We start from the raw sequence: 24238 nt of genomic DNA, 5'->3' as shown, positions 1-24238 counted from the left end.
CGTCAGCGGACGGAAGCTTTGCACTTGCTTGATGCTTCTCAAAGAAACAGGATCAAACGCCTAAAGCTTCCGCCACTAAAGCGGCGGGTTACTTTCTTTTGTCATAAGCAACAAAAGAAAGGTAACCAAAGAAAAATGCTTTTCTTTGAATCACAGGCCCGCACGCTCGGTGCATACGCGGGGATTTTTCATACGGGACATCCCTGTCCCGATGAAAAACGGCGCGCATCCTTGCGCGCCGCCCTTCGGGTCCTCTTTAGCCTTCGCAAGTTCGAGTCCGCGCACAGCAACAGCAAAATCCTCACGGCAACGGCAACGGCAACGGCAACGGCAACGGCAACGGCAACGGCAACGGCAATGCTGCTCTTGGGTAGGAGCGGCGTAAGCCGCGACCGCGCCATTTCGGTCTCGCCGCGAACACCGCCTCAACCCCACAACCGCCTCAGTGCACCGCATCCAAGGCCAGATTGAGCTTCAACACGTTCACCCGCGGCTCGCCGAGCACACCGAACTGCGGGGCTTCGGTATGGGCCGCGATCAACTGTTCGATTTGCGCGCTGTCGAGGCCGCGCACGCGGGCCACGCGCGCGGCTTGGATTTGCGCCGCGCGCGGGGAAATGTGCGGATCGAGGCCGCCGCCGGATTGCGTCGCCAGTTCGGCCGGTACCTGCGCCAGCGCGATGCCTTCGCGCTCGGCCACCGCGGCGGTGGTTTCGGCGATGCGCTTGCGCAGCTCGGGGTTGGTGCGCGCCAGGTTGCTGCCGGCCGCGGCCATGGGGTCGTAATTGGCGGCCGACGGCCGGGCCTGGAAATAGCCGGCATCGGCGAAGGGTTGCGCGATCAGCTGCGAGCCGACCGCATGGCCGTTGCGTTCTATCACGCTGCCGGTGGCCTGCCACGGAAATGCCAGGCGCCCCAATGCGGTGGCGGTGAGCGAATAAAGCAGGCCGAAGCCGAGCAGGGCGACGGCGGCGAACAGCAGCGGGGCGCGTAGCGGGATGCGGTCGTCGATGTGGGCGGTTTGATTGGTATGGGTGTTCATGTCGGTGTCCTGTGGTGGTCGGTGAGGCGCGAGATGTGCGGCCCTCACCCCAACCCCTCTCCCGCGGGCGGGAGAGGGACCTTGAGTGCAAGGCGGCTCAGAAGATCGCCACCAGCGCCATGTCGATCAGCTTGATCGCGACGAACGGCAGCAGCACGCCGCCGAGGCCGTAGATCAGCATGTTCCGGCGCAGCAGGGCGACCGCGGTGGCCGGTTTGAAGCGCACGCCGGCGAGGGCCAGCGGGATCAGCGCGGGGATGATGATCGCGTTGAAGATCAGGGCCGCCAGCACGGCGTTGCTCGGGCTCGACAGGCGCATGACGTTGAGCGCGGCCATCTGCGGAATCGCCGCGGCGAACAAGGCCGGCAGGATCGCGAAGTACTTGGAGACGTCGTTGGCGAGCGAGAACGTGGTCAGCGCGCCGCGGGTGATCAGCTGTTGCTTGCCGACTTCGACCACCGCCAGCAGCTTGGCCGGGTCGGAATCCAGGTCGACCATGTTGCCGGCTTCCTTGGCCGCCTGGGTGCCGGAGTTCATCGCCAGGCCGACGTCGGCCTGGGCCAGCGCCGGTGCATCGTTGGTGCCGTCGCCGACCATGGCGACCAGACGCCCGCCGGCCTGCTCGGCGCGGATGCGGGCGAGCTTGTCTTCCGGGCGGGCCTCGGCGATGTAGTCGTCGACGCCGGCCTCGGCCGCGATCGCGGCGGCGGTGAGCGGGTTGTCGCCGGTGATCATGATCGTCCGCACGCCCATGGCGCGCAGGCGGGCGAAGCGTTCCTTAACGCCGTGCTTGACCACGTCGGACAGTTCGACCACACCGAGTACGTGACGGCCTTCGGACACCACCAGCGGGGTGGCGCCGCCGCGCGCCACTTGTTCGACGCGCGCGACGAGTTCCGAGGTCGCCTCGCCGCCGAGCGATCGTACGTACTGGGAGATCGCATCGCCCGCGCCCTTGCGGATCGAACGCGCGCCGCCGGCGGCTTCGGCCGGCAGATCCACGCCGGACATGCGCGTCTGCGCGGTGAACTGAATGTAGTCCGCGCGCTCGGGCTCGGCCACGGTGCTGTGCAGCTCGCGCGCCAGGCGCACGATGGATTTGCCTTCCGGCGTCGGGTCGGCCAGCGAGGACAGCAGGGCGGCATCGCGCAACTGCGCATGATCGATGCCGGCGAGCGGATGGAATGCGGTCGCCTGGCGGTCGCCGTGGGTGATGGTGCCGGTCTTGTCGAGCAGCAGCACGTCGACGTCGCCGGCCACTTCGACCGCCTTGCCGGACTTCGCCAGCACGTTCGCCGATAGCGCGCGGTTCATGCCGGCGATGCCGATCGCCGGCAACAGGCCGCCGATGGTGGTCGGGATCAGGCATACGAGCAGCGCGATCAGCAACAGCGGGTCGAGCTTGGCGCCGACGAAGCCGGCGAAGAACGGCAGGGTCGCGACCACGATCAGAAAGGTCAGGGTCATCGCCGCGAGCAGCATGGTCAGGGCGATCTCGTTCGGCGTCTTCTGCCGGTTGGCGCCCTCGACCAGGGCGATCATGCGGTCGAGGAAGCTGTGGCCGGGCTCGGCGCTGACTTCGATCACGATCTCGTCCGACAGCACCTTGGTGCCGCCGATCACGCCGGAACGGTCGGTACCGGCCTCGCGCAGCACCGGCGCGGATTCGCCGGTCACCGCCGACTCGTTGATCGTCGCCAGGCCGCGCACGATTTCGCCGTCGGCCGGGATCAGTTCGTTGGCCGAGACGATGACGCGGTCGCCGGGCTTCAGGCTCGACGCCGGCACCCGGGTTTCGTTCTTGCCGACGGTATCGAGCTTGCGCGCGACCAAGTCGCGCCGCGCCGCCCGCAAGGACGCCGCTTGGCCGCGGCCGCGCGCTTCGGCCACGGCTTCGGCGAAGTTGGCGAACAGCACCGTCACCAGCAGGATCACGGTGACCGCGGCGCCGAAGCCGAGGTGACCGGGGACGAAGATCGTGATCAGCCCCGACAGGACCGTGCCGAGCAGCACCACGGCCATGATCGGGCTGCGCACGGCGTGCCGCGGCGATAGTTTGAGGAAGGATTCGAGCACGGCCGCGCGTACGCCGGCGGCATCGAGGCCGGCGACCGCGGATTTGCGGCGCTGCACTCCGAGATGGGTTTGTTCGGTCACGATGGCTTACCTCAGAGAGCGGGGCTGCTCAGCGCCGAAGCGGCGCTCGCAGACAGCGTCAGGTGATCGGCGATGGGGCCGAGCACCAGCGCGGGCATGAATTGCAGGACGGTCAGGATCGCGATCACCGCGATCAGGGTCAGGGCGAAGGTCGGCGTTTCGGCGTGAAGGGTGCCGGCGCTTTCCGGCGCGACGCGTTTGCGCGCCAGCAGGCCGGCGACCGCGAGCGGAATGATCAGCGCCGGGTAGCGGCCGAGGGCGAGCACGGCGGCGCAGCTCAGGTTCCACCAATAGGTCGCATCGCCGAGGCCCTCGAAGCCGGAGCCGTTGTTAGCGTAGGCCGAGGTGTACTCGTAGAACACCTGGCTGATGCCGTGGAAGCCCGGATTGGAGTTGCCGGTGATCGACGGGATCGCCAGGGCGGCCGCACTGAAGCCCAGTACGACCAGGGGTTGCAGCAGGATCAGCAGGGCCAGCAAGCGCACTTCCGGCGCTTCGATCTTGCGGCCGAACAGTTCCGGCGTGCGTCCGGTCATCAGCCCGGCGAGGAACACCGACAGCAACAGATAGACCAGGAACTGCTGCAAGCCGCAGCCGATGCCGCCCCAGATCGCGTTGATCAACATGTTGACCATCGCCATCGCGCCGGTCAGCGGTGCCAGCGAGTCGTGCATGGCGTTGACCGAGCCGTTGCTGCTCTGCGTGGTCAGCGCAGTCCACAGCGCCGAATCGCTGGCGCCGAAACGGGTTTCCTTGCCTTCCATCAGGGCGACGTCGCTGCTGCTCGACGAATAAGCTTCCGAACCGACGGTCAGGCCGGTGGAGATCACCGACATCAGCAGCATGCTGCCGAACACCAGGGCGGTGAGGCGCCGGCGGCCGGTGAAGGGGCCGATCATGAAAGTCACCGCGACCGGGATCAGGATCAGCGCCAGGGTTTCCAGCAGATTGGCGAACGGGGTCGGGTTCTCCAGCGGCACCGCGCTGTTCGGGCCGTACCAGCCACCGCCGTTGGTGCCGAGCTGCTTGGCCGCGACCATGGAAGCGACGGGCCCCACCGGTATCTTCTGATCTGTCAGCCCGGCGCTTTGATCGAGCGGCGCGACGCTGACCGCGCCTTGTAAGGTCGAAGGCACGCCCTGCGAAGTCAGCAGCACCGCCCACACCAGGCACAGCGGCAGCATGAAGCGCAGGGTGGCGCGGGTCACGTCGACCCAGTAGTTGCCGAGATCGCGCGGCGCGCCTTCGGCCGGCGCCGCGCCTTGCGCGCCCATCGCCTGGCGCCCGCCGAACAGGCCGCGCAAGGTCGCGACCACGATCGCCAGGCCCATCATCGGCGTGACCACCTGCAGGCCGACGATGCCGGCCATCTGCGAGAGATAGCTCAGCTGCGCCTGGCCGGAGTAATGCTGCTGGTTGGTGTTGGTGAGGAACGACACCATGGTGTGCAGCGCGGTGTCCCAGCGCAGGTTCGGCACGGCGTCCGGATTCAGCGGCAGCCAGGCCTGGGTCATGAACAACACCCAGACCAGCACGGCCAGCACGAGGTTGCTCAAGGCGAACGCCAATGCGTAGCCGCGCCAGCTCATGCCGCGCGTGGCGTCGACGCCGATCAGGCGATAGATCGTGCGTTCCAGTGGCCCGAACAGTGCGTCCAGGCGCGAGCGGTCGCCGCGCATGACCCGCGTCAGGTACTGGCCGAGTGGCCATCCCAGGCCGATCGCCAGCGCGAATACGAGAAAGATTTCGATCATGGTGAAACACCGTGCGGTGATGGGTCCGTGGTGGCGCGTCCGGCGCCTTCAGGGATAGGGTGATGCGGGCCGGTCCTGGTCCGCATTGCGGCCGCGCGGGCTAGAAGTCTTCCGGGCGCAGCACGACGTAGAGCAGATAGGCGCCGGCCACCAGGACCGAAACCGCGCACAACATGGAAAGCCAGCCGGGCATGAGGGGTTACTCCTGTCAGAAGGACGCTTGCACGGCCGCTTCGATGCGCGAGCCGGCCAGCGAGTCGCCGAAGATGCGTTCGGCGTTGCGATCGGTGGCGTGCGCGGTCAGGCGTAGTTCGAAGGGCACTTTGACGGCCCAGATCGCGCTGAGCTGGCCATGGCTGTAGCTGCGGTCGTAAACGTCGTCGAGAAAGTAATGGCCGGCCGCGGCTTCGAAGCGCAGCGCGTCGTTGACCGGGAAGCGCGCGCCGATCTGCGAATAGATACCGCGCTCCTTGCTGCCGAGCGCTTCGTTCGAGTAAGCCAGCGACAGCCAATAATTGTCGCGGTAGGTCACGGTGCCGTTGAGTTCGGTCCAATTGAGATCGCTGGTCGTCGACGGATAGCGGTAGTGCAGGACGTTGACGTCCAGCGCCCAGTGTTCGGCGACCTGGCCGGCCCAGCCGACAGTGAAATCGAATTCGCTGCTGGCATGCGTCTGCGGGGCGAACTCGACGTTCGAGCCCCATACCGAGCCGTAGAAACCGTTGGCCGCCGCGGCCTTGAAGCCGACCTGCACGGCCGGATCGCCCTGGGTCTGGGAGCTGCCGCGCCAGACGTAGTCGCTGGTGAGCGCGGCCGAGCCGCTGAACTGGACCGCGTCCTGCTCGGCGGCCTGGGCCTGGGTGCCGAGCGCAAGCAGGCCGACGCCGGCGCAGGCGGCCAGGATCAGCGGGACGGCGGCTTCGCGGCTGCGAAAGAGATGATGCGACGACATAGTGGATTCCGGGTGGGAGAGGCCTGTCTGGCCACATCGCCATTCTCGGAACCGGGGGCGTAAAGCCGCTATTTCGCGACCGACGTCACTGCGTAAATTCGCCGTAAAACTTCGGCGGTTCGGCGTAAATCACCGCGCGTGGCAAACCGCTTTCAGGGTAGCAGCGGTGCGAGCCGCGACCGCGATAGCGCATCAACGGCGGCACTACACCGGCGACGGCGCTTTATGGGCGTGGTCGCGGCTCGTGACCGGAGGAAATCCCTGTGGGACGCCGCGCCTACCCCAAAGCATGGCTTATCGGCGCAACAGCGCCTTGACCACCGCCTCGGGCTGCTTCATCCAGGAAAAATGATCGGCCTTGGTGCCGAGATCGCGCGTGCCCAACAACAGGCTTTCGCTGCGCGCGCGCGGCAGCTTCGACAACAAATAACCCACCGATCCCGGCGGCACCAGCCAATCGCCGTCCATCGAGACCGCGCGCGCATCGACCGCGACCTGGGCCATGCCGGCTTCGACGTCGGCATCGATACCGGCAGCGGCATAACGGCCGCTCAGCGCGGTGCGGCCCCAATCGCGGATCAGGCTGCGCGCCTCGTTGCCGCCGAAACCGATGCGACGGCCGGGCAGGGTGCCGTTGACGTGGGCGAGCCAGGGCAGGAAGCGATAGATCGGCGGCATCGCGATCCGCTGCGGCATCGGGAAGGTGCGCCAATATGGCGCGCCGCTGGCGACCAGCCACAGCGATGTCGGCAGCGCCGGTTCGTTGCGTAACGCAGCCAGGCCCAGGCGCATGCAGGCGAGCTGACCGCCCAGGCTGTGGCCGCCGATGATGCGCGGCAGCTGGGGCAGGGCCGCGGCGACCGCGGCATCGCTGACCGGCAGATCGTCGAGCAACAGCTCGCGATAGCCCCAATCGCTGTCGCGGCTGGCGCGCACGCTACTGCTGCCGTTGCCGCGCCACTCGTGCACGTAGACGGCGATGCCGCGCGCCGCCAGGGCATCGGCGAAAGGCAGGTAATGGCGCGCGGCGACGCCGAGCGCGGGCAGCCACAACAGGCTCGCGGTCGGTTCGGCGGGGACGCGTGCGTACAGATTCCAGCGATGGCCGTCCTCGGCGCGCAACGGCAGACCGGAGGGCTCGTGACGATCAGCCATGCGGTGCCGCGCCGAAGTGGTCGAGCACCAACACCTCGCTGCGCCCCGGGCGATAGCCCAGGCGCAGAGCGGCGTGCACATAGTCGGCCGCGGCCACGCAGGCGTCTTCCAGTGAGCGCCCGAGGCAGAGATTCGCCGCGACCGCCGAAGCCAGAGTGCAGCCGGTGCCATGGGCATCGACTTGCAAGCGCGCGTGCGCGATCTCGCGCACCTGCATGCTATCGGCGAACAAATCGACGACATCGCCCTGCCCGGGCAAATGCCCGCCCTTGAGCAGCACCGCACGCGCACCGAGCGCCGACAGACCGTCGAGGGCGGTGCGCATGCCGTCGAGATCGTCGATGGCGGTGCCAAGCAGCAGTTCCGCTTCCGGCAGGTTCGGCGTGACCAGGCTGGCCAAGGGCAGCAGCCGTGTGCGCATGGCGTCCAGGGCCGATGCTTCGAGCAGGCGCGCCCCGGAGGTCGCGACCATGACCGGATCGAGCACCACGTACTCGGGCCGGTAATGCTCCAGCGCATCGGCGACGGCAAGAATGACCTCGGCGTTGGCGAGCATGCCGAGCTTGACCGCGCGCACCTCGAAATCGTCGAAGCAGGCATCGATCTGCGCGCGCAGGAAGCCGGTGTCGGGCACGTGCACCGCGGTGACCCCGCGAGTGTGCTGCGCGGTCAACGCCGCGAGCGCGCTAAGCCCGTGCACGCGATGTGCGGCGAAGGTCTTGAGATCGGCCTGGATGCCGGCGCCGCCGCCGGAGTCGGAGCCGGCGATGGTGAGGGCGGAACTGGGGCGTTCAATCATTTTGAACGTCCTGCGCAAGGCGGTCATGGATACTGATCAAAGCGGGTGCGATTAGGTTGCTATGCGCGACACGATACCGCACCGCTTCGACTCGCGCAGCGGATCGTCGTAACGCCTCGGTCGCGGCCAGATTGTTATCTAATCGCGTTTGGATTCAACCGCGACCGAGGTCTTGGCCATCAGCGAGATGGTCGCTACCAGCTGTTTGCGAAGTTGAAAGGGCAACTGCCTGAGCGAATTCAGACATTCCTCCTCGATATCGTCCTGCGCGTAATCGGCCGAACGGACGGCCAGGGTCCAGGCATTTTCGGCAGGGTGCATCTGCCCCCGGCCAGTGCCGAGCCATTCCAGACATACCCCCGTAGTCGTCGCGATCGCGAGCAGGTGATGCATCGATGGGCGACTGCCGTCGGCCCGTTCCCATTGCGCGACCGCGCTGCGTTGGACGCCTACGGCCTTGGCCAGTTCGAGCTGAGAGGTGCGGGACAGCGAGCGTGCGCGTCGAATGCGATCAGGCAGTGCAGCCATGACGGTCTCCCCTGGAAAGACAAGGCCGATCATGCTCCCCGTATCGCTAACCCGATAGGGGAACTGGTCGCTATTGGTCCGGATTCGATAACGCGGTTGCATATATTGAGGATTTCGTCACAGGTGGGCTGCGTTGGAACGAAAGCGTTGCGTTCCCGTGTATCACGAACGATACGCTCCGTTAGCGAAAGCGGAGGTTGCCGCACGCGCATCGGATGAACTATCCATTCTTTGCGCAGTGCTGCGCGAGCCTCGCCGCCGAACGAAACGAGCGGTGCGGAGACCATTTATCCTCGGCGCCTAGCGCGCCTATGCACTCCTACCAGGAAAGGGCGACTGCTCATGAGTACAAAAAGGAAGTTATTAATTGGTCTGCTGGTAATCGGTTTGCCGACGATTGCGTTGGGTTATGGCTGGATGGTCCGCAACGACACCGGCCTGGCTCCGGAATCAATGCGCGCGGAACTGGGCGAAAGCATCGTTTCGCGTTGGACGCCCTACGTCGAAAAAACTTACGGCCCTTCGGCCGCCGGATGGGGCGATCGACTGCAGGATACGATAAACGAAGTAGACATCAGCAATCTCGAGCGCGCCGCGAGTGCAGACGATTTTCAGTCGATGAGCAGTCAACTCCTGGGAGGCGCTCCGGCGATCGTCGCGGTTGCAGGTAAGGACGGTGGCGCGCAAACCAAGGCCGTCACCGCAAGCAATCTGGTCTATACCCCGATCAATCCCTGTCGCATCGTCGATACGCGGGTAGTCGGCGGTCCGCTTGCCGGCGGAGAAACGCGGAGTTATGCGGGCTACACGGCGACGGATTTCACTTCGCAAGGCGGTTTCGAATCCAACTGCGGAATTCCCGCGAACGCCGCCGCTCTGGCATTGAGTTTCACGTCGGTGCTCCCCGGCGGTAACGGCTATTTCACTGCATATCCGTTCAATGAAGCTAAGCCGATCACGACCGCGCTGAATTATAGTCCCGGTCTGATCACCTCGGGACACTCCACTGTACCGCAGTGCCGTCCGAGCTGTTCCTCGCAGTTCAACGTCTACAGCCATAATCAATCGCACATGGTGATCGACGCTGAAGGCTATTTCACCGAGCCTGAGACGGTCGCACTGGACTGCACCGTAGCCGAGCAGAGCGGCTTTCTCGATTTGCTCGGTGGAGTGCAGACGCGCACGATCGCTTGCCCTGCGGGTTACTCGGCGACCAGCGGTTCGTGCACCGGTGCGTTGGGGCTGACGATCAACAGCTCGGAACCCAATGTCGTCGGCGGCCAGCCGACCGGCTGGAAGTGCGACCTGGTCGGCTCGTTACTGAGCGGGATCGCCTACAAAGCCCAGGTTACCTGCTGCCGCGTGCCCGGACGCTGATCGCCGGGCTCATCAGAACGCGTTACGAATCGGGAAAGCCGGCGCTCGCGCCGGCTTTCTTCGTATGCGTACGACATCGATCGGGCACGACGCCGGTCGGGAGCATGCCGGTGTCCGGCGGTTCCTATGGGGCGCGGCTTGATGCGGGCCCGCAGAAAAATCGAGCGCCGCGCGATACAGCATCGCGCGGCGCTCGATTGGACACCCGTTAAGGGATCAGAGCACTTCGGAAGCGTAATCCGCCAACCTCGAACGCTCGCCACGGCGCAGGGTCACGTGCGCGCTGTGCGCCCAGCCCTTGAAGCGGTCGACCGCGTAGGTCAGGCCCGAAGTGGTTTCGGTCAGATACGGGGTGTCGATCTGTTCGACGTTGCCGAGGCAGACGATCTTGGTGCCGGGGCCGGCACGGGTGATCAGGGTCTTCATCTGCTTCGGGGTCAGGTTCTGTGCTTCGTCGAGGATCAGCCAGCGGCTCAGGAAGGTGCGGCCGCGCATGAAGTTCATCGAGCGGATCTTGATGCGCGAGGCGAGCAGGTCGTTGGTCGCCGCGCGGCCCCAGGCGCCGCCTTCCTGGTTGTGGGTCAGCACTTCCAGATTGTCGGTCAACGCGCCCATCCACGGCGTCATCTTTTCCTCTTCGGTGCCGGGCAGGAAGCCGATGTCCTCGCCGACGCTGACGGTGGCGCGGGTCATGATGATTTCGCGGTAGCGCTGCTGGTCCATGGTCTGCGCCAGGCCGGCGGCGAGGGCGAGCAGGGTCTTGCCGGTGCCGGCGGTGCCGAGCAGGGTGACGAAGTCGATCTCCGGGTCCATCAGCGCGTTGAGGGCGAAGTTCTGTTCGCGATTGCGCGCGATGATGCCCCAGACCGCATGCTGGTTATGGCGGAAGTCGTCGACGATCTGCAACTGCACGCGGTCTTCGCCGACCTTGGTGACCTTGAGTTCGGACTCGTCGTCGCCGGGCAGGTAGAGGAACTGGTTCGGGTACCAGTCGTCGTTCTCGGTGCGGCTGATTTCGTAGTAGGTGCGGCCTTTCTCGGTCCAGGACTTGAGGTCCTGGCCGTGGCGCTGCCAGAAGTCGTCCGGCAGCGCGGTCGCGCCGGTGTAGAGCAGGCTGAAATCGTCGAGCGCGCGGTCGTTCTCGTAATCCTCCGACACGATGCCGGCGATCGAGGCCTTGATGCGCAGGTTGATGTCCTTGGACACGAACACCACCGGCACGCCGGGCTCCTGCTCCTGCAGGGCGAGGATCGCGCCGAGGATCTGGTTGTCCGGGATCACCGCGCTGAAGCGCTTGCCGGCGTCGAACGAGCCGGTCTGGAAGCGCAGCTTGCCGATGCTCTGCGCGCCGCGCAGCTGCAGCCCCTGCGGGCGGTTGAGGGTGATGCCGCTGCTGATCTTGTCGGTGCCTTCGGCCTGGATCAGTTCGTTGAGGAAGCGGCTGACCTGGCGCGCGTTGCGGCTGGCTTCGGAGGTGCCTTTCTTGCCGTTGTCCAACTCCTCGATGACTTGCATCGGCAGGTAGACATCGTGTTCCTGGAACTTGAACAGCGCGGTCGGGTCGTGCATGAGCACGTTCGTGTCGAGCACATAGATCCGCTTGCTTCTGGTCATTCGGAAGTCTCGTCGGAGATGATGGGCGGTGCGTTTCGTTGCGACGGCGGAACGGGGTGGCAAGGCTCGCGAAGGCGCTGAGGCGAGTGTCCGCCAGCGGCCCTCGCCGGGGCGGGGCGTGGGTCGCACAAGTGCGGCGAACGCGAGCGGGCAGCGCGCGCGCACGGCCGCGCCGCCGTGACCCGCGGGGCGGGACAGCGTGCGAGCGTGGAAACGAGGGGCCTCACTGGGCGGCGTGTTCCTTGAGTGCGTCGAGTACGGCCTGGGCATGGCCAGCGACTTTCACCGGTCGCCATGACTGGGCGATGACGCCCTTGGGGCCGATCAGGAAGGTGCTGCGTTCGATGCCCATGTACTTGCGGCCGTACAGGTTCTTTTCCTTGATCACACCGAAGGCGTTGCACACCGATTCGTCGGCGTCGCTGACCAGTTCGAACTTGAAGCCCTGCTTGGCGCAGAAATTCTGGTGCGATTTGATCGAATCGCGCGACACCCCGAGCACGGTCGCGCCGAGCTTCTTGAACTTGGGCAGCAGGGCGTTGAAGTCCAGGCCTTCGGTGGTGCAGCCCGGGGTGCTGTCCTTCGGGTAGAAGTACAGCACCAGCCATTGGCCGGCATAGTCCTTGAGCTTGACCGTCTCGCCGCCGGACAGGGCCAGGGCGAGGTCGGGGGTTTTCTTGCCGTAAGCGTGGTCGCCGGTATCGAGCATGATCAGAACTTCATCGGGTCCATGATGGCGTCTAGGTTCAGATGGTCGCAGAACTCGAGGAAATCGTCGCGCAGGGCGGCGATGTGCATGCTCGAGGGCACGCCGATAGTGATCTGCGCCGAGAACATGTCGGCGCCGGTCTGCATCGCGCGGTAACGCGAGCAATGCAGGCTTTCGATGGTGATGCCCTGGCGATCGAAGAAGTCGGCCAGCTGGAACAGGATGCCCGGCTTGTCGGCGGCCACGACCTCGACGATGTAGGGCAGCAGGTTGGACTGCACCTGCTTGGCGCCGGTGCGGTACCAGACCAGTTTCAGGCCTTCCTCGCGCTCCAGGCGCGTCAGCATGGCCTCGAGCTTGGCGACCGAGTCCCAGGAGCCGACCGCCAGCGCGGTCACCGAGACGTCGCGGCCCACCGTGGACAGGCGCGCATCGACGAGATTGCAGCCCGAATCGGCGATCCGGCGCGTCACCGACAACAGCGGCGACTCCGGATGCGTCGTATAGGCGTTGATCAGGAGGTGGTTTTCGTTCGGCGACGGCCGGGAAGCGGAATCGGTCAAGGCGGCGCCTGCAAGGGGAGCGTGATGCTCGGATATGAACGGCGGCCCGCGGACGGGCTGCGGCTGAAGGGAGCATACTTGCCCGCGCTTTCGGGCCGCAAGTAACATCGTCCCGTGCGTGGCTGCACCGGCGCACGTTTCCGCACCGGCCCGCCCGCTGGAATAATGGCCCCCGACCGCTCCGCAGCACGGCTGCGGACGCGAACTCCACTTAGTAGGTCTTCACTTGCGACTTTCCGGCAGCATCACCGCGCTGGCGACGCCTTTCACCGCGTCCGGCGAAATCGACCTGGACGCCTGGCACAAACTGCTGGCGATGCAGCTGGAAGGCGGCACCCAGGCCGTCGTCGTCGCCGGCTCGACCGGCGAGGCCGCCGCGCTCTACGACGCCGAATACGACGCCGTGCTGCGCGCCGCGGTCGAATTCGTCGCCGGCCGCATTCCGGTCCTGGCCGGCACCGGCTTGTCCAATACCGCCAAAACCATCGAACTGACCCGCCACGTGGCCGCCCTCGGCGCCGACGCGGCGCTGGTCGTGACCCCGCCCTACGTGCGCCCGACCCAGGCCGGTCTGGTCGCGCATTTCCGTGCGATAGCCGACGACGGTGCTTTGCCGGTGGTGCTCTACAACGTGCCCGGCCGCACCGGCGGCGACCTGCTGCCGGAGACCGTGGCCGAGCTGGCCGGCCATCCGCGCATCGTCGGCATCAAGGAAGCGGTGTCCGATCCGCAGCGGATGCAGGCCTTGCTGGCGCTCAAGAGCGAAGGCTTCGCCGTGATCAGCGGCGACGACCCGACCGCCTGCCGGGCCATGCTTGCCGGCGCCGACGGCATCATTTCGGTCGGTTCCAATGTGCTGCCGGCGGCATTCCGCCGTCTCGCCGACCTGGCCCGCGCCGGTCGCGGCGCCGAAGCCGAGGCCTGGGACGCGCGTCTGCGCCCGGCCTACGATTTCCTCGGTCTGGAACCGAATCCGATTCCGGTCAAGGCCTTGCTCAGCGCCCAGGGCATCGGCCATGGTCTGCGCCTGCCCCTGCAGTCGCTTTCGGCCGCCCATCAGGATGCCGCCCGGCGCACCGCCGGTCTCGTCGTCGAACTCGAACACGTCTGCCGCGACACCCTCGCGGCCTGAATCCCTGTAGGAGATGCTCATGCGTTCCAATGTTTCTCTGTCCCGCGCGGTTGTCGCCGGTCTGTTGCTGGCGATGGTCGCCACGTCGGGTTGCAGCTGGTTCCGCAAGGGCAACAAGCTCTACGCCGAAACGCCTGAGAACCGTCCGCTGGAAGTGCCGCCGGACCTCGACCAGCCTCGCACCGACGGCGCGATGGCCGTGCCGGGCGGTTCGGTGACCGCCTCGGGTCTGGCCGCGTCGCGTCCGACTCAGGCCGCCGCCGGCACCCCGGCCTCGTCGGCCAACGGTTTCACCGTCAGCGGCAACCGCGACGCGGTGTTCAACCAGGTCGGCGACGCGCTCGGCAAGGTCGAAGGCCTCAACATCGCCAGCCGTGCGCAGTTGCTTGGCGCCTACGACGTGAACTACGAAGGCAGCAACTTCCTGGTCCGCATCAGTGCGGTCGAAGCCGGCGCCTACGTCTCGGCGGTCGACCCGCGCGGTCTGCCGGCGACCGGCGAAGCCCCGGCCAAGCTCATCGCCAACCTCAAGGCGGCACTCGGCGGCCGTTGATCCAACGCCGCAGTCCTGCTTGCGAAACGGGCGCCGATGGCGCCCGTTTTCGTTATGAAGCCAGCACGACGAGCGCACTCAGCGTGGCGGCGACCAGCGGGTCAGACCCTCGTTCAACATCAGGCGCATCGCCGAGGCGCGCTGTGCGCGCGGCATGTCCTTGAGCGCATCCAGCAGCCAGCCGAACGCCTGGCAGCGCGCCTCGCGTCCGCCCGGTTCGCCGGCGTCGGCATTCAGCGCGCCCATGAAGCCGTCGTGCAGCAGCATCGCGGTGGTGCCGGCGGATTTCAGCGTTTGTTTCGCCGCACCGGCGTCGTAAGGCTGGCGCGGGTTCTGCAGGCCGTTCGCGGCGATGCCGAGCAGGGCGTTGGCGAAGCCTTGGCGGCTGGCGTCGCCGAGGTTCTGCGCCGCGGCAGCGAGGGCCTGCGGGCTGCGGTCGGCGGCCGGATCGAACAAGGCGCACAGCGTCGCCGCATCGCGCGGATGGCGCGAGGCCTGGTGCAGGGCCTGGAACAAGTCGTCGATCGAACCGTCGGGCGCGCGCATCAGAGTGTCGCTGGCGCCGGCGGCGATCGCGGCCGGGTCCAACCGCGACAGGTCGACCTGCGACAGATCCAGCTTCGATAGGTCCAGCTTCGATAGGTCCAGCTGCGACAGATCGAGCTGGGCGAGGGCGAGCGTGCGCGGTTGTGCGCCGGCGAGGATCGGTGCGGCGCAAAGCGCGAGGAGCAGATTCAGGCGCAAACGGGCATGCGGCATGGCGTCGTTTCATTCGGTCCGTGACCGGCCGAGTCTAGGTGCGGGCCGATGAATGCCAGGCGGCCATGGCGCGGGCCCGGGCGGGCTCGGGCGGAGGCGGTGCCGGCGGTCATCCCGGCAAGGTCCGGGCGGTCAGGGCAGAGCCAGGCCGAGCCGAGCCGAGCCGGCCAGGCTGCATCGGCCAGCCGCATCGTTGCGGGCAGGGCGAAGCCCGCCGAGTCTTTATGGGGTGGTTCGGACGAGCGCGGCCGAGGCCGCGCCGGCGAGGCTCAACGCTCGAGCAGGTCGAGCTTGCCGGGCTTGTTTTCCCAGTCCTTGGCGTCGGGCGGGCCGTCCTTGCGGGTGGTGATCACCGGCCAGGACTTGGACAGTTCGGCGTTGAGCGCGACGAAAGGCTCCTGGCCGGCCGGCACGTCGTCCTCGGGATAGATCGCGTTGATCGGGCATTCCGGCTCGCAGAGGGTGCAGTCGATGCACTCGTCCGGGTCGATCACCAGGAAATTCGGACCTTCGTGGAAGCAGTCGACCGGGCACACCTCGACGCAGTCGGTGTACTTGCACTTGATGCAGTTCTCGGTGACGACGAAGGGCATGGCGGGAATCCTGAGCTATGGTCCGGGGCGAACAGGCCGGGCAGCGATAGTGTAGCCATTCGCGCGGCGACGACCCAAGGCGGGACTGGGCCGTTGGCGCAAATCGCGCGTCCGCCCGGCCCCGTAACGCGGCTGGCGCCAAGAAAAAGCCCGCGCATCGCTGCGCGGGCTTCTGGCGACCTGGTCGCGTATTGGCGCTCCCTACGGGATTCGAACCCGTGTTTTAGCCTTGAGAGGGCCACGTCCTAGGCCTCTAGACGAAGGGAGCAGGTTGAAACTCGGCCGGGAACGGGTTCCTGGCAGACCGCACGGACTCTCAACCCGATGCGGCCTGCTAGTATATGCGCCGCCGTTGCCACGGGCAACGGTTGAACCTTACGAACCTATAAGGCGGCACGCCCGCTCGATGCAAGCCGATAACTCTTCATTCCATACCTCGCTGCGCGTGATCCCGCGCGACCAGCACAATGTCTCGCGCAAGGAGATCAGTCCGAACGCGCTTCGCGTGCTGTATCGGCTGCGCGACAGCGGCTTCGGCGCCTTCCTGGTCGGCGGCGCCGTGCGCGACATCCTGGTCGGCGGTCACCCCAAGGACTTCGACGTCGCCACCGACGCCACGCCAGAGCAGGTCAAGGGCCTGTTCCGCAACTGCCGCCTGATCGGCCGCAGGTTCCGCCTGGCGCACGTGGTCTACGGCCGCGAGATCATCGAGGTCGCGACTTTCCGCGCCAACATCGACGACGGCAGCGGCGACCGCGAGACCGACACCGGCGGCCGTCTGGTCCGCGACAACGTCTACGGCAGCATCGAGGACGACGCGGTCCGCCGCGACTTCACCGCCAATGCGCTGTATTACGCGGTCGAGGATTTCTCGGTGCGCGACTACGTCGGCGGCTTCGAGGACGTGCAGAACCGCCTGATGCGCCTGATCGGCGATCCGGAAACGCGTTATCGCGAAGACCCGGTGCGGATGCTGCGCGCGGTGCGCCTGGCGGCCAAGCTCGGCTTCGAGATCGAAGCGGCCACCGCCGCGCCGATCCCGCACCTGGCGCCGTTGCTCGCCGACGCCGCGCCGGCGCGGTTGTTCGAGGAATGCCTCAAGCTGTTCTTGTCGGGCCACGCGGTCGAGAGCTTCCTCGGCCTGGAGCGTTTCGGATTGCTGTCGGCGCTGTTGCCGGAAAGCGCCGCGGCCTTGAAGTCCAACCGCAGCGGCGCCCTGCGCCGGATGGTGCTGGAAGGGCTGAAGGGCACCGACGCGCGCGTCGCCAACGACGAGCCGGTTTCGCCCGCGTTCCTGTTCGCGCTGTTGCTGTGGCCGGCGTATTGCCGCGACCTGATGGGCCTGCAGGCGCAAGGCGTGCACACCGCCGAAGCGCAGCGCCGCGCTGCCGACCGCGTCACCTTGCATCAGCTGTCGACGATCGCGCTGCCGCGCCGTTTCTCGCTGCCGATGCAGGAGATCTGGCTGCTGCAGTCGCGTTTCCAGCAGCGTCAGCGCAAGCGCGTGTTCCGGCTGCTGTCGCATCCGCGTTTCCGCGCCGCTTTCGATTTCCTCTCGCTGCGCATGGCCGCATCGGACGAGCACACCGCCGACGTCGAATTCTGGCGCGAGGCGCAATTGCATCCGGGCGAACTGCTTGCCTACCAGGAGGCGAATCCGCCCCAGGACGACGAGGAGGGCGGCGAGGAACGCGGCCCGCGCAAGCGTCGCCGCCGTCGTCGCGGCGCGCCGACCGCATCGGAGTGATCGGCACGGGCCTGCGTCGTCGGCGACGACAGGCCCGAGAATTTCCGGCTGAGACGATGCTCTGACGAGAAGATCCCGGCCGCGACCGGCTTCCGGTGACCTTGAATCTGCGATGGCCTGAGCATGACCTGGACCGCATCCGCCCCGTCGACGGTCGCTTTCGTCGGCCTCGGCAGCAATCTCGGCGACAGCGCCGAGGTTTTGCGTGCCGCCTCGCGCGCTCTCGGCATTGCCCCGCAGACGCGGTTGTTGCGTCTGTCTAGCCTCTACCGCACGCCGGCCTGGGGCGTCACCGAACAACCCGATTTCGTCAACGCCGTGGCGATGCTCGAAACCGGCTTGAGCGCGCAGCAGCTGCTAGCGGCGATGTTCGCGATCGAACGCGAGGCCGGACGCGCGCGCCGCGCCGACGGCAGCGACCGCTGGGGCCCGCGCACGCTCGACCTCGACTTGCTGCTTTACGGCGACTCGGTGATCGACGAGCCCGGCCTGCACGTGCCGCACCCTCATCTGCACGAACGCGCATTCGCCTTGGTGCCTTTGCTCGAAATCGCGCCCGACGCCGTCATTCCGCTGCGCGGACCGGCGCGCGAGGCCTTGCAGTGCATCGATGCCGGCGCGATTCGCCGGCTCGACGCGGTCGATAATTGACCGCCGCGCTGCGCGCATGAGGCGGCCGGCTTGCCGCGCCGTGGCGGGCCGATCGCGTTGGACGCATGGCCGGTCGCGCCCCGGCGCAACCTGTTAAGTTATTGCGCTCTCCCCAGCGGCGTCCGCGCGCCACCGCCCGGACGAACCCACACCATGTACACATCGGCCCCCACCGACAAACCGGCCGCCAAGGCCTGGACCGTGCCCATGCTCGCCGACGCCAAGCGCGACGGCCGCAAGCTGGTCATGCTGACCGCCTACGACGCCAGTTTCGCCCGCACCATGGACGCGGTCGGCGTCGAGCTGGTGTTGGTCGGCGACTCGCTCGGCATGGTCGTGCAAGGCCAGAACAGCACCTTGCCGGTCACCACCGCCGATATGGCCTATCACACCGCCTGCGTCGCGCGCGGTTTGTCCAAAGCCCTGCTGATCAGCGACCTTCCGTTCCAGTCCGACGCTACGCCCGAACGCGCGCTCGAAGCGGCGACGCGGTTGCTGCAGGCCGGCGCGGCGATGGTCAAGTTGGAAGGCGCGGGCCATAAGCTCGAAGTCATCCGTTTCCTGGTCGAGCGCGAGATCCCGGTCTGCGCCCATCTCGGCCTGACCCCGCAATCGGTGCTGCGCCTGGGCGGTTACAAGCTGCAGGGCCGCGACGACGCCACCGCGACCAGGCTGCGCGCCGACGCGCGCGCGGTGGCCGAGGCCGGGGCGACCCTGCTGGTGCTCGAATGCGTGCCGACCGGGTTGGCCGCGGCGATCACCGCCGACCTCGCCATCCCGACCATCGGCATCGGTGCCGGCCCGCACTGCGACGGCCAGGTGTTGGTGCTGCACGATCTGCTCGGGGTCAACTCGGGCCATCGCCGGCCCAAGTTCGTCAAGGATTTCCTCGCCGAGGGCGGCTCGGTCGCCGGCGCCTTCCAGGCCTTCGCCGACGCCGTGCGCAGCGGCGCCTTCCCGGACGCGGCGCACTCTTACGACTGATCCTTGCGGCGGGGCCGTCCGGCGATCGCCCGCATCCGCGCGGCGCTCTGGAAATTGCCGCCGCGCACCCCGATCTTGCCTTCATCGCGGACCCGGTCCGCGCCGTCCTACCGAGTACCGCATGCTGACTGTCGATCAACTGGGCGCGCTGCGCTCGACCCTGGAAACGTGGCGCCTGGCCGGGCAACGCATCGCCTTCGTGCCGACCATGGGCAACCTGCACGCCGGCCACCATTCGCTGATCCGCCTGGCGCGCGAGCGCGCCGACCGCGTGGTGGCGAGCGTGTTCGTCAACCCGACCCAGTTCGGCCCGAACGAAGACTACGGCCGTTACCCGCGCACGCCCGAGGCCGATGCCGAAGGCCTGCGCACGTCCGGTTGCGATCTGCTGTGGTTGCCTTCGGTCGAGACCATGTATCCCTTCGGCGCCGAGCGCACCGTGCAGGTGCGGGTGCCGCAGGTCACCGAGACCCTCGAAGGCGCGCACCGTCCCGGCCATTTCGACGGCGTCGCCACCGTGGTCGCGCGTTTGTTCAACCAGGTCCGCCCGGACGTCGCCGTGTTCGGCCGCAAGGACTACCAACAGCTCGCGGTGATCCGCTACATGGTCCGCGACCTCGCGTTCCCGATCGAGATCGTCGGCGCCGACACCCGCCGCGAGGCCGACGGCCTGGCCTTGAGTTCGCGCAACCAATACCTGTCCGAAAGCGAACGCCCTCAGGCAGTGGCCATCCACGCCTGTCTGCAATGGATGCGCGAGGCCAGCCAGGCCGGGCAGTCGCGTGTAGCGGTCGAGGCCGGCGCGCTCGAACGCCTGGGTGCGGCCGGCTTCGTGGTCGACTACGCCGTGGTCCGGCGCCCGGACCTGGGCTTGCCCGAAGAAGGCGAGGGCGGGGCCGGCGAGAGCGGGGCACGGGTGGCGTTGATCGCGGCCCGACTGGGCCGCACCCGGCTCATCGACAACCTCGAATTCGAGACCTGAACAGGCGCCGGGCGCCCCACGAAAGCCGCGCCACTGAACGGGAATACTCCGTTCCGCCGGCCGCGCCCCCGACCCATGTTGCAGCGCGCCATGCGCTGCTAGACTTCTGGCCTTTCGCGCCCGCGCGTCTGCGGACGGAGTAACCGACATGCAACTGAACCTGCTCAAGGCCAAGATCCACCGCGCCACCGTGACCCACGCCGAGCTTCATTACGAAGGCTCCTGCGCCATCGATGGCCGCCTGCTCGATATCTCGGGCATCCGTGAGTACGAACAGGTCCACATCTACAACATCAACAGCGGCCACCGCTTCTCGACTTACGCCATTCGCGGCGAAGAGGGCAGCGGCGTGATCTCGGTCAACGGCGCGGCGGCCCACAAGGCCCAGCCCGGCGATCTGGTCATCATTTGCGCTTACGGTATCTGCGACGAGGCCGAGGCGGCGAAGTACAAGCCGACCCTGGTCTATGTGGACCGCAACAACCAACTCACCCACACCAACACCTCGATGCCGGCGCAGGCCGCCTGAGAACCGAAGACAGATGAGCGATGACGCCCGACTGACTGAGCTGCGCGCCGAAGTCGGGCGCGTCACCCAAACCCCGCTGCCGGCGTTGATCGCCGCCGATCCGGCCCGCGCAACGGACTTCACCGTCAAGGTCGGGCCGGTCTACGCCAGCTTCGCCCGCCAGCGTTACGACCGCGCCGCGCTGGAGTGGTTGTTCCGCGCCGCCGAGGCCGCCGACAGCGTCGGCCGCCTGCGCGCCCTGTTCGACGGCGAGATCGTCAACGTCACCGAAGGCCGTCCGGCGCTGCACAGCGCCTTGCGCAGCGACTTGTCGGCCACCGACACCGCGCGCGCTGCCCACGCCCAGGCGTTGGAAGCGCGCAAGCGCATGCGCGCCGTAGTCGATGCGCTCGCCGCTAGCGAGGTCACCGACATCGTCAGCGTCGGCATCGGCGGTTCCGATCTCGGCCCACGCCTGGCCGTGGATGCGTTGACCGGCGCCACCCCGGGCCGCTTCCGCGTGCACTTCCTATCCAACGTCGACGGCCACGCCGCCCAGCGCGTGCTTGCCGGCCTCGATCCCAAGCGCACCGCCGCGCTGTTGATCTCCAAGACCTTCGGCACCCAGGAGACCCTGCTCAACGGCGGCATCCTGCGCGACTGGCTCGGCGACGACTCGCGCCTGTACGCGATCAGCGCCAACCTCGAGCGTGCGGCGGAGGCCTTCAACATCCCCTCCGAGCGTATCCTGCCGATGTGGGACTGGGTCGGCGGCCGGTATTCGCTGTGGTCGGCGGTCGGCCTGCCGATCGCACTGGCCATCGGCATGGACGCGTTCGAACAGTTCCTCGACGGCGCCGCCGAGATGGACGCGCACGTGCTGCGCACGCCGCTGCAGAACAATCTCGCCGCCTGGCATGCGCTGACCGCGATCTGGAACCGCAACGGCCTCGGTTACGCGACCCAGGCCGTGCTCGCCTATGACGACCGCCTCAAGTTGCTGTCGAATTATCTGCAGCAGTTGGTGATGGAAAGCCTGGGCAAGTCGGTGCGCCTGGACGGTTCGGCCGTCGCCGGCGACACCGTTGCGGTGTGGTGGGGCGGCGTCGGCACCGACACCCAGCACAGCTTCTTCCAGGCCCTGCACCAGGGCACCTCGATCGTGCCGGCCGACTTCATCGGCGTGGTCCGCACCGACGCGCCGTATGCGCAGAACCATCGCGCACTGCAGGCCAACTTGCTGGCCCAGACCGAAGCCTTCGCCAACGGCCAGGGCAGCGACGATCCGCACCGCGTCTACGCCGGCGGACGCCCGAGCACCACGATCCTGCTCGACGCCTTGACCCCGCATTCGCTCGGCGCCTTGTTGGCGATGTACGAACACAGCGTCTATCTGCAGTCGGTGTTCTGGGGCATCAACGCCTTCGACCAATTCGGCGTCGAACTCGGCAAGCAAGTCGCCAGCCGTCTGCTGCCGGCCTTGGCCGGCGAAGCCGAGGCCGACGACCCGGTCACGCGCGAGCTGATCCGGCGCTTGCGCGGCTGAGGCTGCGGCGGATTCGCGATCAACAAGAACGGCGCTACGGCGCCGTTCTTCGTTTCTGAAGGGTGGCTTCGGCTCTCAGGGTAGGAGCGGCGCAAGCCGCGACCAAGGGACGCGCAGAGACAACAAAGCTGACGTCATTCATCGAAGCGGCGCGCTTTCGCCGGAGTAGGAGCGGCGCGAGCCGCGACCGCGAACTGCGGTCGGTGCGGATCTTTCGTGGCCGACGTCGATCAAATGCCGCTCCGCTGTCGCTCCGTTGCCGCTCTTGCTCTTTGTTGTTGCCGTGCGCCGATGCGCGCTCGCGAAGGCAATCGAAGACCCGGAGGGCGGCCTGCATGGATGCAGGCCGTTTTTCATCGGGACAGGGATGTCCCGTATGAAAAATCCCGGCGTCGGCATCGCTCGTGCGGGCTTGTGATTCAAAACTAAAGCATTTTTCTTTGGTTACTTTCTTTTGTTGCTTTAGACAAAAGAAAGTAACCCGCCGCTTTAGTGGCGGAAGCTTTTATCGTTTGATCTTGCTTGTATGAAAGTCATAAGCAAGTGCAGAGCTTCCGTCCGCTCACGCGGCCGGGTTACTTTCTTTTGCTAAGCCCAAAAGAAAGGTAACCAAAGAAAAGGGCTCTCCTTGCAAGGGCACAAGCCACGAGTGCGATGCTCGCGCCGGGATTTTCCGATAAGACGTCCCTGTCTTATCGGAAAACGCCGCACGTCCTGTGCGGCGCCCTACGGGTCTCCACTTGACCGGCAAAGCGGCAAAGCAGATCAAAATCTTGGCAACGGCAACGGCAACGGCAACGGCAACGGCAACGGCAACGGCAACGGCAACGGCAACGGCAACGGCCGTCGCTGCTCTTGGGTAGGAGCGGCGCAAGCCGCGACACGATAGTCAATGGCGACGTCGGCGCGAAGTCTTGGGTGCGATAGGAAGGCGGCGCAGTAGTTGCCGGTTCACGGTCGCGGCTCGCGCCGCTCCTACCCTTTGGGGCGCCGGCCATGGCGCCGCGCCACCGAACGTTATACCGCGAGCTACGCCGCCCCGTGCCGCGCCAGCGCCCACTCGACATGCTCGCGCACGATCTCGCTGGGATGCTCGCGCCGCGAACGCAAGGCGGCGATCACTTCGTTCGTGCCCGGGGCGTTGCCCAGGGCGACGGCGATGTTGCGCAACCAGCGTTCATGGCCGCTGCGGCGGATCGCCGAGCCTTCGGTGCGGCGCAGGAATTCGTCTTCGTCCCAGGCGAACAATTGCGCCAGGCTGGCGCGGTCGAGGTCGTTGCGGGCACGGAAATCGGGTTCGTCGTTGCGCTTGGCGAATTTGTTCCAGGGGCAGACGAGCTGGCAGTCGTCGCAGCCGAAGATGCGGTTGCCGATCGGCGCGCGCAGTTCGACCGGTATCGGGCCTTCGTGCTCGATCGTCAGATAGGAAATGCAACGTCGCGCGTCGAGGCGGTGCGGGGCGACGATGGCCTGGGTCGGGCAGATGTCGATGCAGCGCGTGCAGGTGCCGCAATGGGCGCTGGCCGGGCGGTCGATCGGCAAGGGCAAGTCGACGTAGATCTCGCCGAGGAAGAACCAGGAGCCGCCGTCCTTGTCGATCAAACAGGTGTGTTTGCCGATCCAGCCGAGCCCGGCGTTGCGCGCCAACGCGCGTTCGAGCACGGGCGCGGAGTCGACGAACACGCGATGGCCGAACGGGCCGACCAGTTCGGCCAGGCGGTCGGCCAGGCGCTGCAGGCGCTGGCGCATGAGCTTGTGGTAATCGCGGCCGAGGGCGTAGCGCGCGACATAGGCGCGTTCGCCGTCGGCGAGCGTGACCCAGGCGTCTTCGTCGTCGCGACGGCCGTAGTCGAGGCCGACCGAGATCACCCGCAGGGTGCCCGGCAGCAATTCGCCGGGACGCGCGCGCAAACCGCCGTGGCGGGCCATCCAGTCCATCGAGCCATGCAGGCCCTGGTCGAGCCAGTCGAGCAGGTAGGCCTCGTCCTGCGCCAGTTCGATCCCGGAGATGCCGCAGCGCTGGAAGCCGAATTCGCGGGCGATCTCGCGGATGCGCAAGGCCAGCGCCGCGTAGTCGGGCGCGGTTCCGGGCGCATCGGCGGACACGGAAGGCGAAGTGGGGCGGGCGTCGG

23 protein-coding genes, 1 tRNA gene and 1 pseudogene are annotated in these 24238 nt (G+C 67.0%); 10 read left to right on the top strand and 15 right to left on the bottom strand.

Annotated features, from left to right (window positions below; all coding sequences use genetic code 11):
• Positions 1-471, top strand: a 471-nt coding sequence (locus ACTJJK_RS13360) for a hypothetical protein (RefSeq protein ID WP_440730447.1), incomplete at its 5' end; no start/stop codon positions are given.
• Here ACTJJK_RS13360 and kdpC read toward each other — a convergent pair.
• From kdpC to ACTJJK_RS13320, 8 genes are all read right to left on the bottom strand, one after another.
• Positions 443-1042 (bottom strand): potassium-transporting ATPase subunit KdpC, encoded by a 600-nt coding sequence (gene kdpC, locus ACTJJK_RS13355; protein WP_440730446.1) that lies wholly within the window; start codon positions 1040-1042, stop codon positions 443-445. The two genes, ACTJJK_RS13360 and kdpC, sit on opposite strands and share 29 nt — an antisense overlap.
• 97 nt (positions 1043-1139) lie before the next feature.
• Entirely contained in the window at positions 1140-3200 is a 2061-nt protein-coding gene (kdpB, locus tag ACTJJK_RS13350; RefSeq protein WP_408953312.1) for a potassium-transporting ATPase subunit KdpB, read from the bottom strand.
• 11 nt (positions 3201-3211) lie between these two features.
• Positions 3212-4954 (bottom strand): potassium-transporting ATPase subunit KdpA, encoded by a 1743-nt coding sequence (gene kdpA / locus ACTJJK_RS13345; RefSeq protein ID WP_440730445.1) that lies wholly within the window; start codon positions 4952-4954, stop codon positions 3212-3214.
• Between the two features lie 100 nt (positions 4955-5054).
• On the bottom strand, positions 5055-5147 hold the full coding sequence (locus ACTJJK_RS13340) for a potassium-transporting ATPase subunit F (RefSeq protein WP_031373443.1): 93 nt from the start codon (positions 5145-5147) through the stop codon (positions 5055-5057).
• A 15-nt stretch (positions 5148-5162) separates the two neighbouring features.
• Positions 5163-5906: a TorF family putative porin gene (locus tag ACTJJK_RS13335; RefSeq protein WP_440730444.1), complete on the bottom strand. Its 744-nt coding sequence runs from the start codon at positions 5904-5906 to the stop codon at positions 5163-5165.
• A 294-nt stretch (positions 5907-6200) separates the two neighbouring features.
• On the bottom strand, positions 6201-7061 hold the full coding sequence (locus ACTJJK_RS13330) for an alpha/beta hydrolase family protein (RefSeq protein ID WP_440730443.1): 861 nt from the start codon (positions 7059-7061) through the stop codon (positions 6201-6203).
• A complete protein-coding gene (gene thiD / locus ACTJJK_RS13325) occupies positions 7054-7860 on the bottom strand; it encodes a bifunctional hydroxymethylpyrimidine kinase/phosphomethylpyrimidine kinase (RefSeq protein WP_440730442.1) in 807 nt (268 codons plus the stop codon). The genes ACTJJK_RS13330 and thiD overlap by 8 nt, the downstream gene beginning before the upstream one ends.
• A 138-nt stretch (positions 7861-7998) precedes the next feature.
• The gene (locus ACTJJK_RS13320) at positions 7999-8388 is read right to left on the bottom strand and encodes a helix-turn-helix transcriptional regulator (RefSeq protein WP_081931199.1); all 390 of its coding nucleotides are present in this window, start codon (positions 8386-8388) and stop codon (positions 7999-8001) included.
• Between the two features lie 342 nt (positions 8389-8730).
• Here ACTJJK_RS13320 and ACTJJK_RS13315 point away from each other — a divergent pair, with 342 nt between their 5' ends.
• Complete coding sequence (locus ACTJJK_RS13315; RefSeq protein WP_440730441.1) at positions 8731-9765, top strand: hypothetical protein; 1035 nt, start codon at positions 8731-8733, stop codon at positions 9763-9765.
• A 216-nt stretch (positions 9766-9981) separates the two neighbouring features.
• On the opposite strand, the gene ACTJJK_RS13310 is transcribed toward ACTJJK_RS13315, so the two are convergent.
• The 3 genes from ACTJJK_RS13310 to ACTJJK_RS13300 all read right to left on the bottom strand — a co-directional run bounded on the left by ACTJJK_RS13310 (position 9982) and on the right by ACTJJK_RS13300 (position 12651).
• Positions 9982-11379: a PhoH family protein gene (locus ACTJJK_RS13310; RefSeq protein ID WP_031373449.1), complete on the bottom strand. Its 1398-nt coding sequence runs from the start codon at positions 11377-11379 to the stop codon at positions 9982-9984.
• A 223-nt stretch (positions 11380-11602) separates the two neighbouring features.
• On the bottom strand, positions 11603-12088 hold the full coding sequence (locus ACTJJK_RS13305; RefSeq protein WP_440730440.1) for a peroxiredoxin: 486 nt from the start codon (positions 12086-12088) through the stop codon (positions 11603-11605).
• A 2-nt stretch (positions 12089-12090) separates the two neighbouring features.
• Positions 12091-12651 (bottom strand): glycine cleavage system protein R, encoded by a 561-nt coding sequence (locus ACTJJK_RS13300; protein WP_031373451.1) that lies wholly within the window; start codon positions 12649-12651, stop codon positions 12091-12093.
• A 226-nt stretch (positions 12652-12877) separates the two neighbouring features.
• On the opposite strand from ACTJJK_RS13300, the gene dapA reads away from it, so the two are divergent.
• A complete protein-coding gene (gene dapA / locus ACTJJK_RS13295) occupies positions 12878-13783 on the top strand; it encodes a 4-hydroxy-tetrahydrodipicolinate synthase (RefSeq protein WP_031373452.1) in 906 nt (301 codons plus the stop codon).
• 19 nt (positions 13784-13802) lie between these two features.
• Positions 13803-14336, top strand: coding sequence for a hypothetical protein (locus ACTJJK_RS13290; protein WP_031373453.1), 534 nt, complete (start codon positions 13803-13805; stop codon positions 14334-14336).
• Between the two features lie 78 nt (positions 14337-14414).
• On the opposite strand, the gene ACTJJK_RS13285 is transcribed toward ACTJJK_RS13290, so the two are convergent.
• The 3 genes from ACTJJK_RS13285 to ACTJJK_RS13275 all read right to left on the bottom strand — a co-directional run bounded on the left by ACTJJK_RS13285 (position 14415) and on the right by ACTJJK_RS13275 (position 15956).
• Complete coding sequence (locus ACTJJK_RS13285) at positions 14415-15095, bottom strand: hypothetical protein (protein ID WP_440730439.1); 681 nt, start codon at positions 15093-15095, stop codon at positions 14415-14417.
• Between the two features lie 269 nt (positions 15096-15364).
• Positions 15365-15688, bottom strand: coding sequence for a ferredoxin FdxA (fdxA, locus tag ACTJJK_RS13280; protein WP_031373455.1), 324 nt, complete (start codon positions 15686-15688; stop codon positions 15365-15367).
• Positions 15689-15880: 192 nt separating this feature from the next.
• Positions 15881-15956, bottom strand: a tRNA-Glu gene (locus ACTJJK_RS13275).
• A 168-nt stretch (positions 15957-16124) separates the two neighbouring features.
• Here ACTJJK_RS13275 and pcnB point away from each other — a divergent pair.
• The 6 genes and pseudogenes from pcnB to pgi all read left to right on the top strand — a co-directional run.
• Positions 16125-17435: pseudogene (pcnB, locus tag ACTJJK_RS13270) on the top strand (polynucleotide adenylyltransferase PcnB); the annotation flags it as partial.
• A 123-nt stretch (positions 17436-17558) separates the two neighbouring features.
• Complete coding sequence (folK, locus tag ACTJJK_RS13265) at positions 17559-18086, top strand: 2-amino-4-hydroxy-6-hydroxymethyldihydropteridine diphosphokinase (RefSeq protein ID WP_440730438.1); 528 nt, start codon at positions 17559-17561, stop codon at positions 18084-18086.
• Between the two features lie 153 nt (positions 18087-18239).
• The gene (panB, locus tag ACTJJK_RS13260; protein ID WP_036149399.1) at positions 18240-19070 is read left to right on the top strand and encodes a 3-methyl-2-oxobutanoate hydroxymethyltransferase; all 831 of its coding nucleotides are present in this window, start codon (positions 18240-18242) and stop codon (positions 19068-19070) included.
• Between the two features lie 121 nt (positions 19071-19191).
• Complete coding sequence (gene panC / locus ACTJJK_RS13255) at positions 19192-20052, top strand: pantoate--beta-alanine ligase (protein ID WP_440730437.1); 861 nt, start codon at positions 19192-19194, stop codon at positions 20050-20052.
• A gap of 148 nt (positions 20053-20200) precedes the next feature.
• Entirely contained in the window at positions 20201-20581 is a 381-nt protein-coding gene (gene panD / locus ACTJJK_RS13250; protein ID WP_031373460.1) for an aspartate 1-decarboxylase, read from the top strand.
• A 13-nt stretch (positions 20582-20594) separates the two neighbouring features.
• A complete protein-coding gene (gene pgi, locus ACTJJK_RS13245) occupies positions 20595-22106 on the top strand; it encodes a glucose-6-phosphate isomerase (protein WP_036149402.1) in 1512 nt (503 codons plus the stop codon).
• 1029 nt (positions 22107-23135) lie between these two features.
• Here the strand turns inward: pgi and queG are convergent.
• The gene (gene queG, locus ACTJJK_RS13240) at positions 23136-24212 is read right to left on the bottom strand and encodes a tRNA epoxyqueuosine(34) reductase QueG (protein WP_031372270.1); all 1077 of its coding nucleotides are present in this window, start codon (positions 24210-24212) and stop codon (positions 23136-23138) included.
• Between the last annotated feature and the right edge of the window lie 26 nt (positions 24213-24238).

Source organism: Lysobacter sp. 22409 (assembly GCF_052045105.1).
GTDB classification, from domain to species: Bacteria; Pseudomonadota; Gammaproteobacteria; order Xanthomonadales; family Xanthomonadaceae; genus Lysobacter; species Lysobacter antibioticus_B.
Note: the sequence above shows the minus strand (reverse complement) of the source record. Positions and strands in the feature narration are given on the sequence as shown.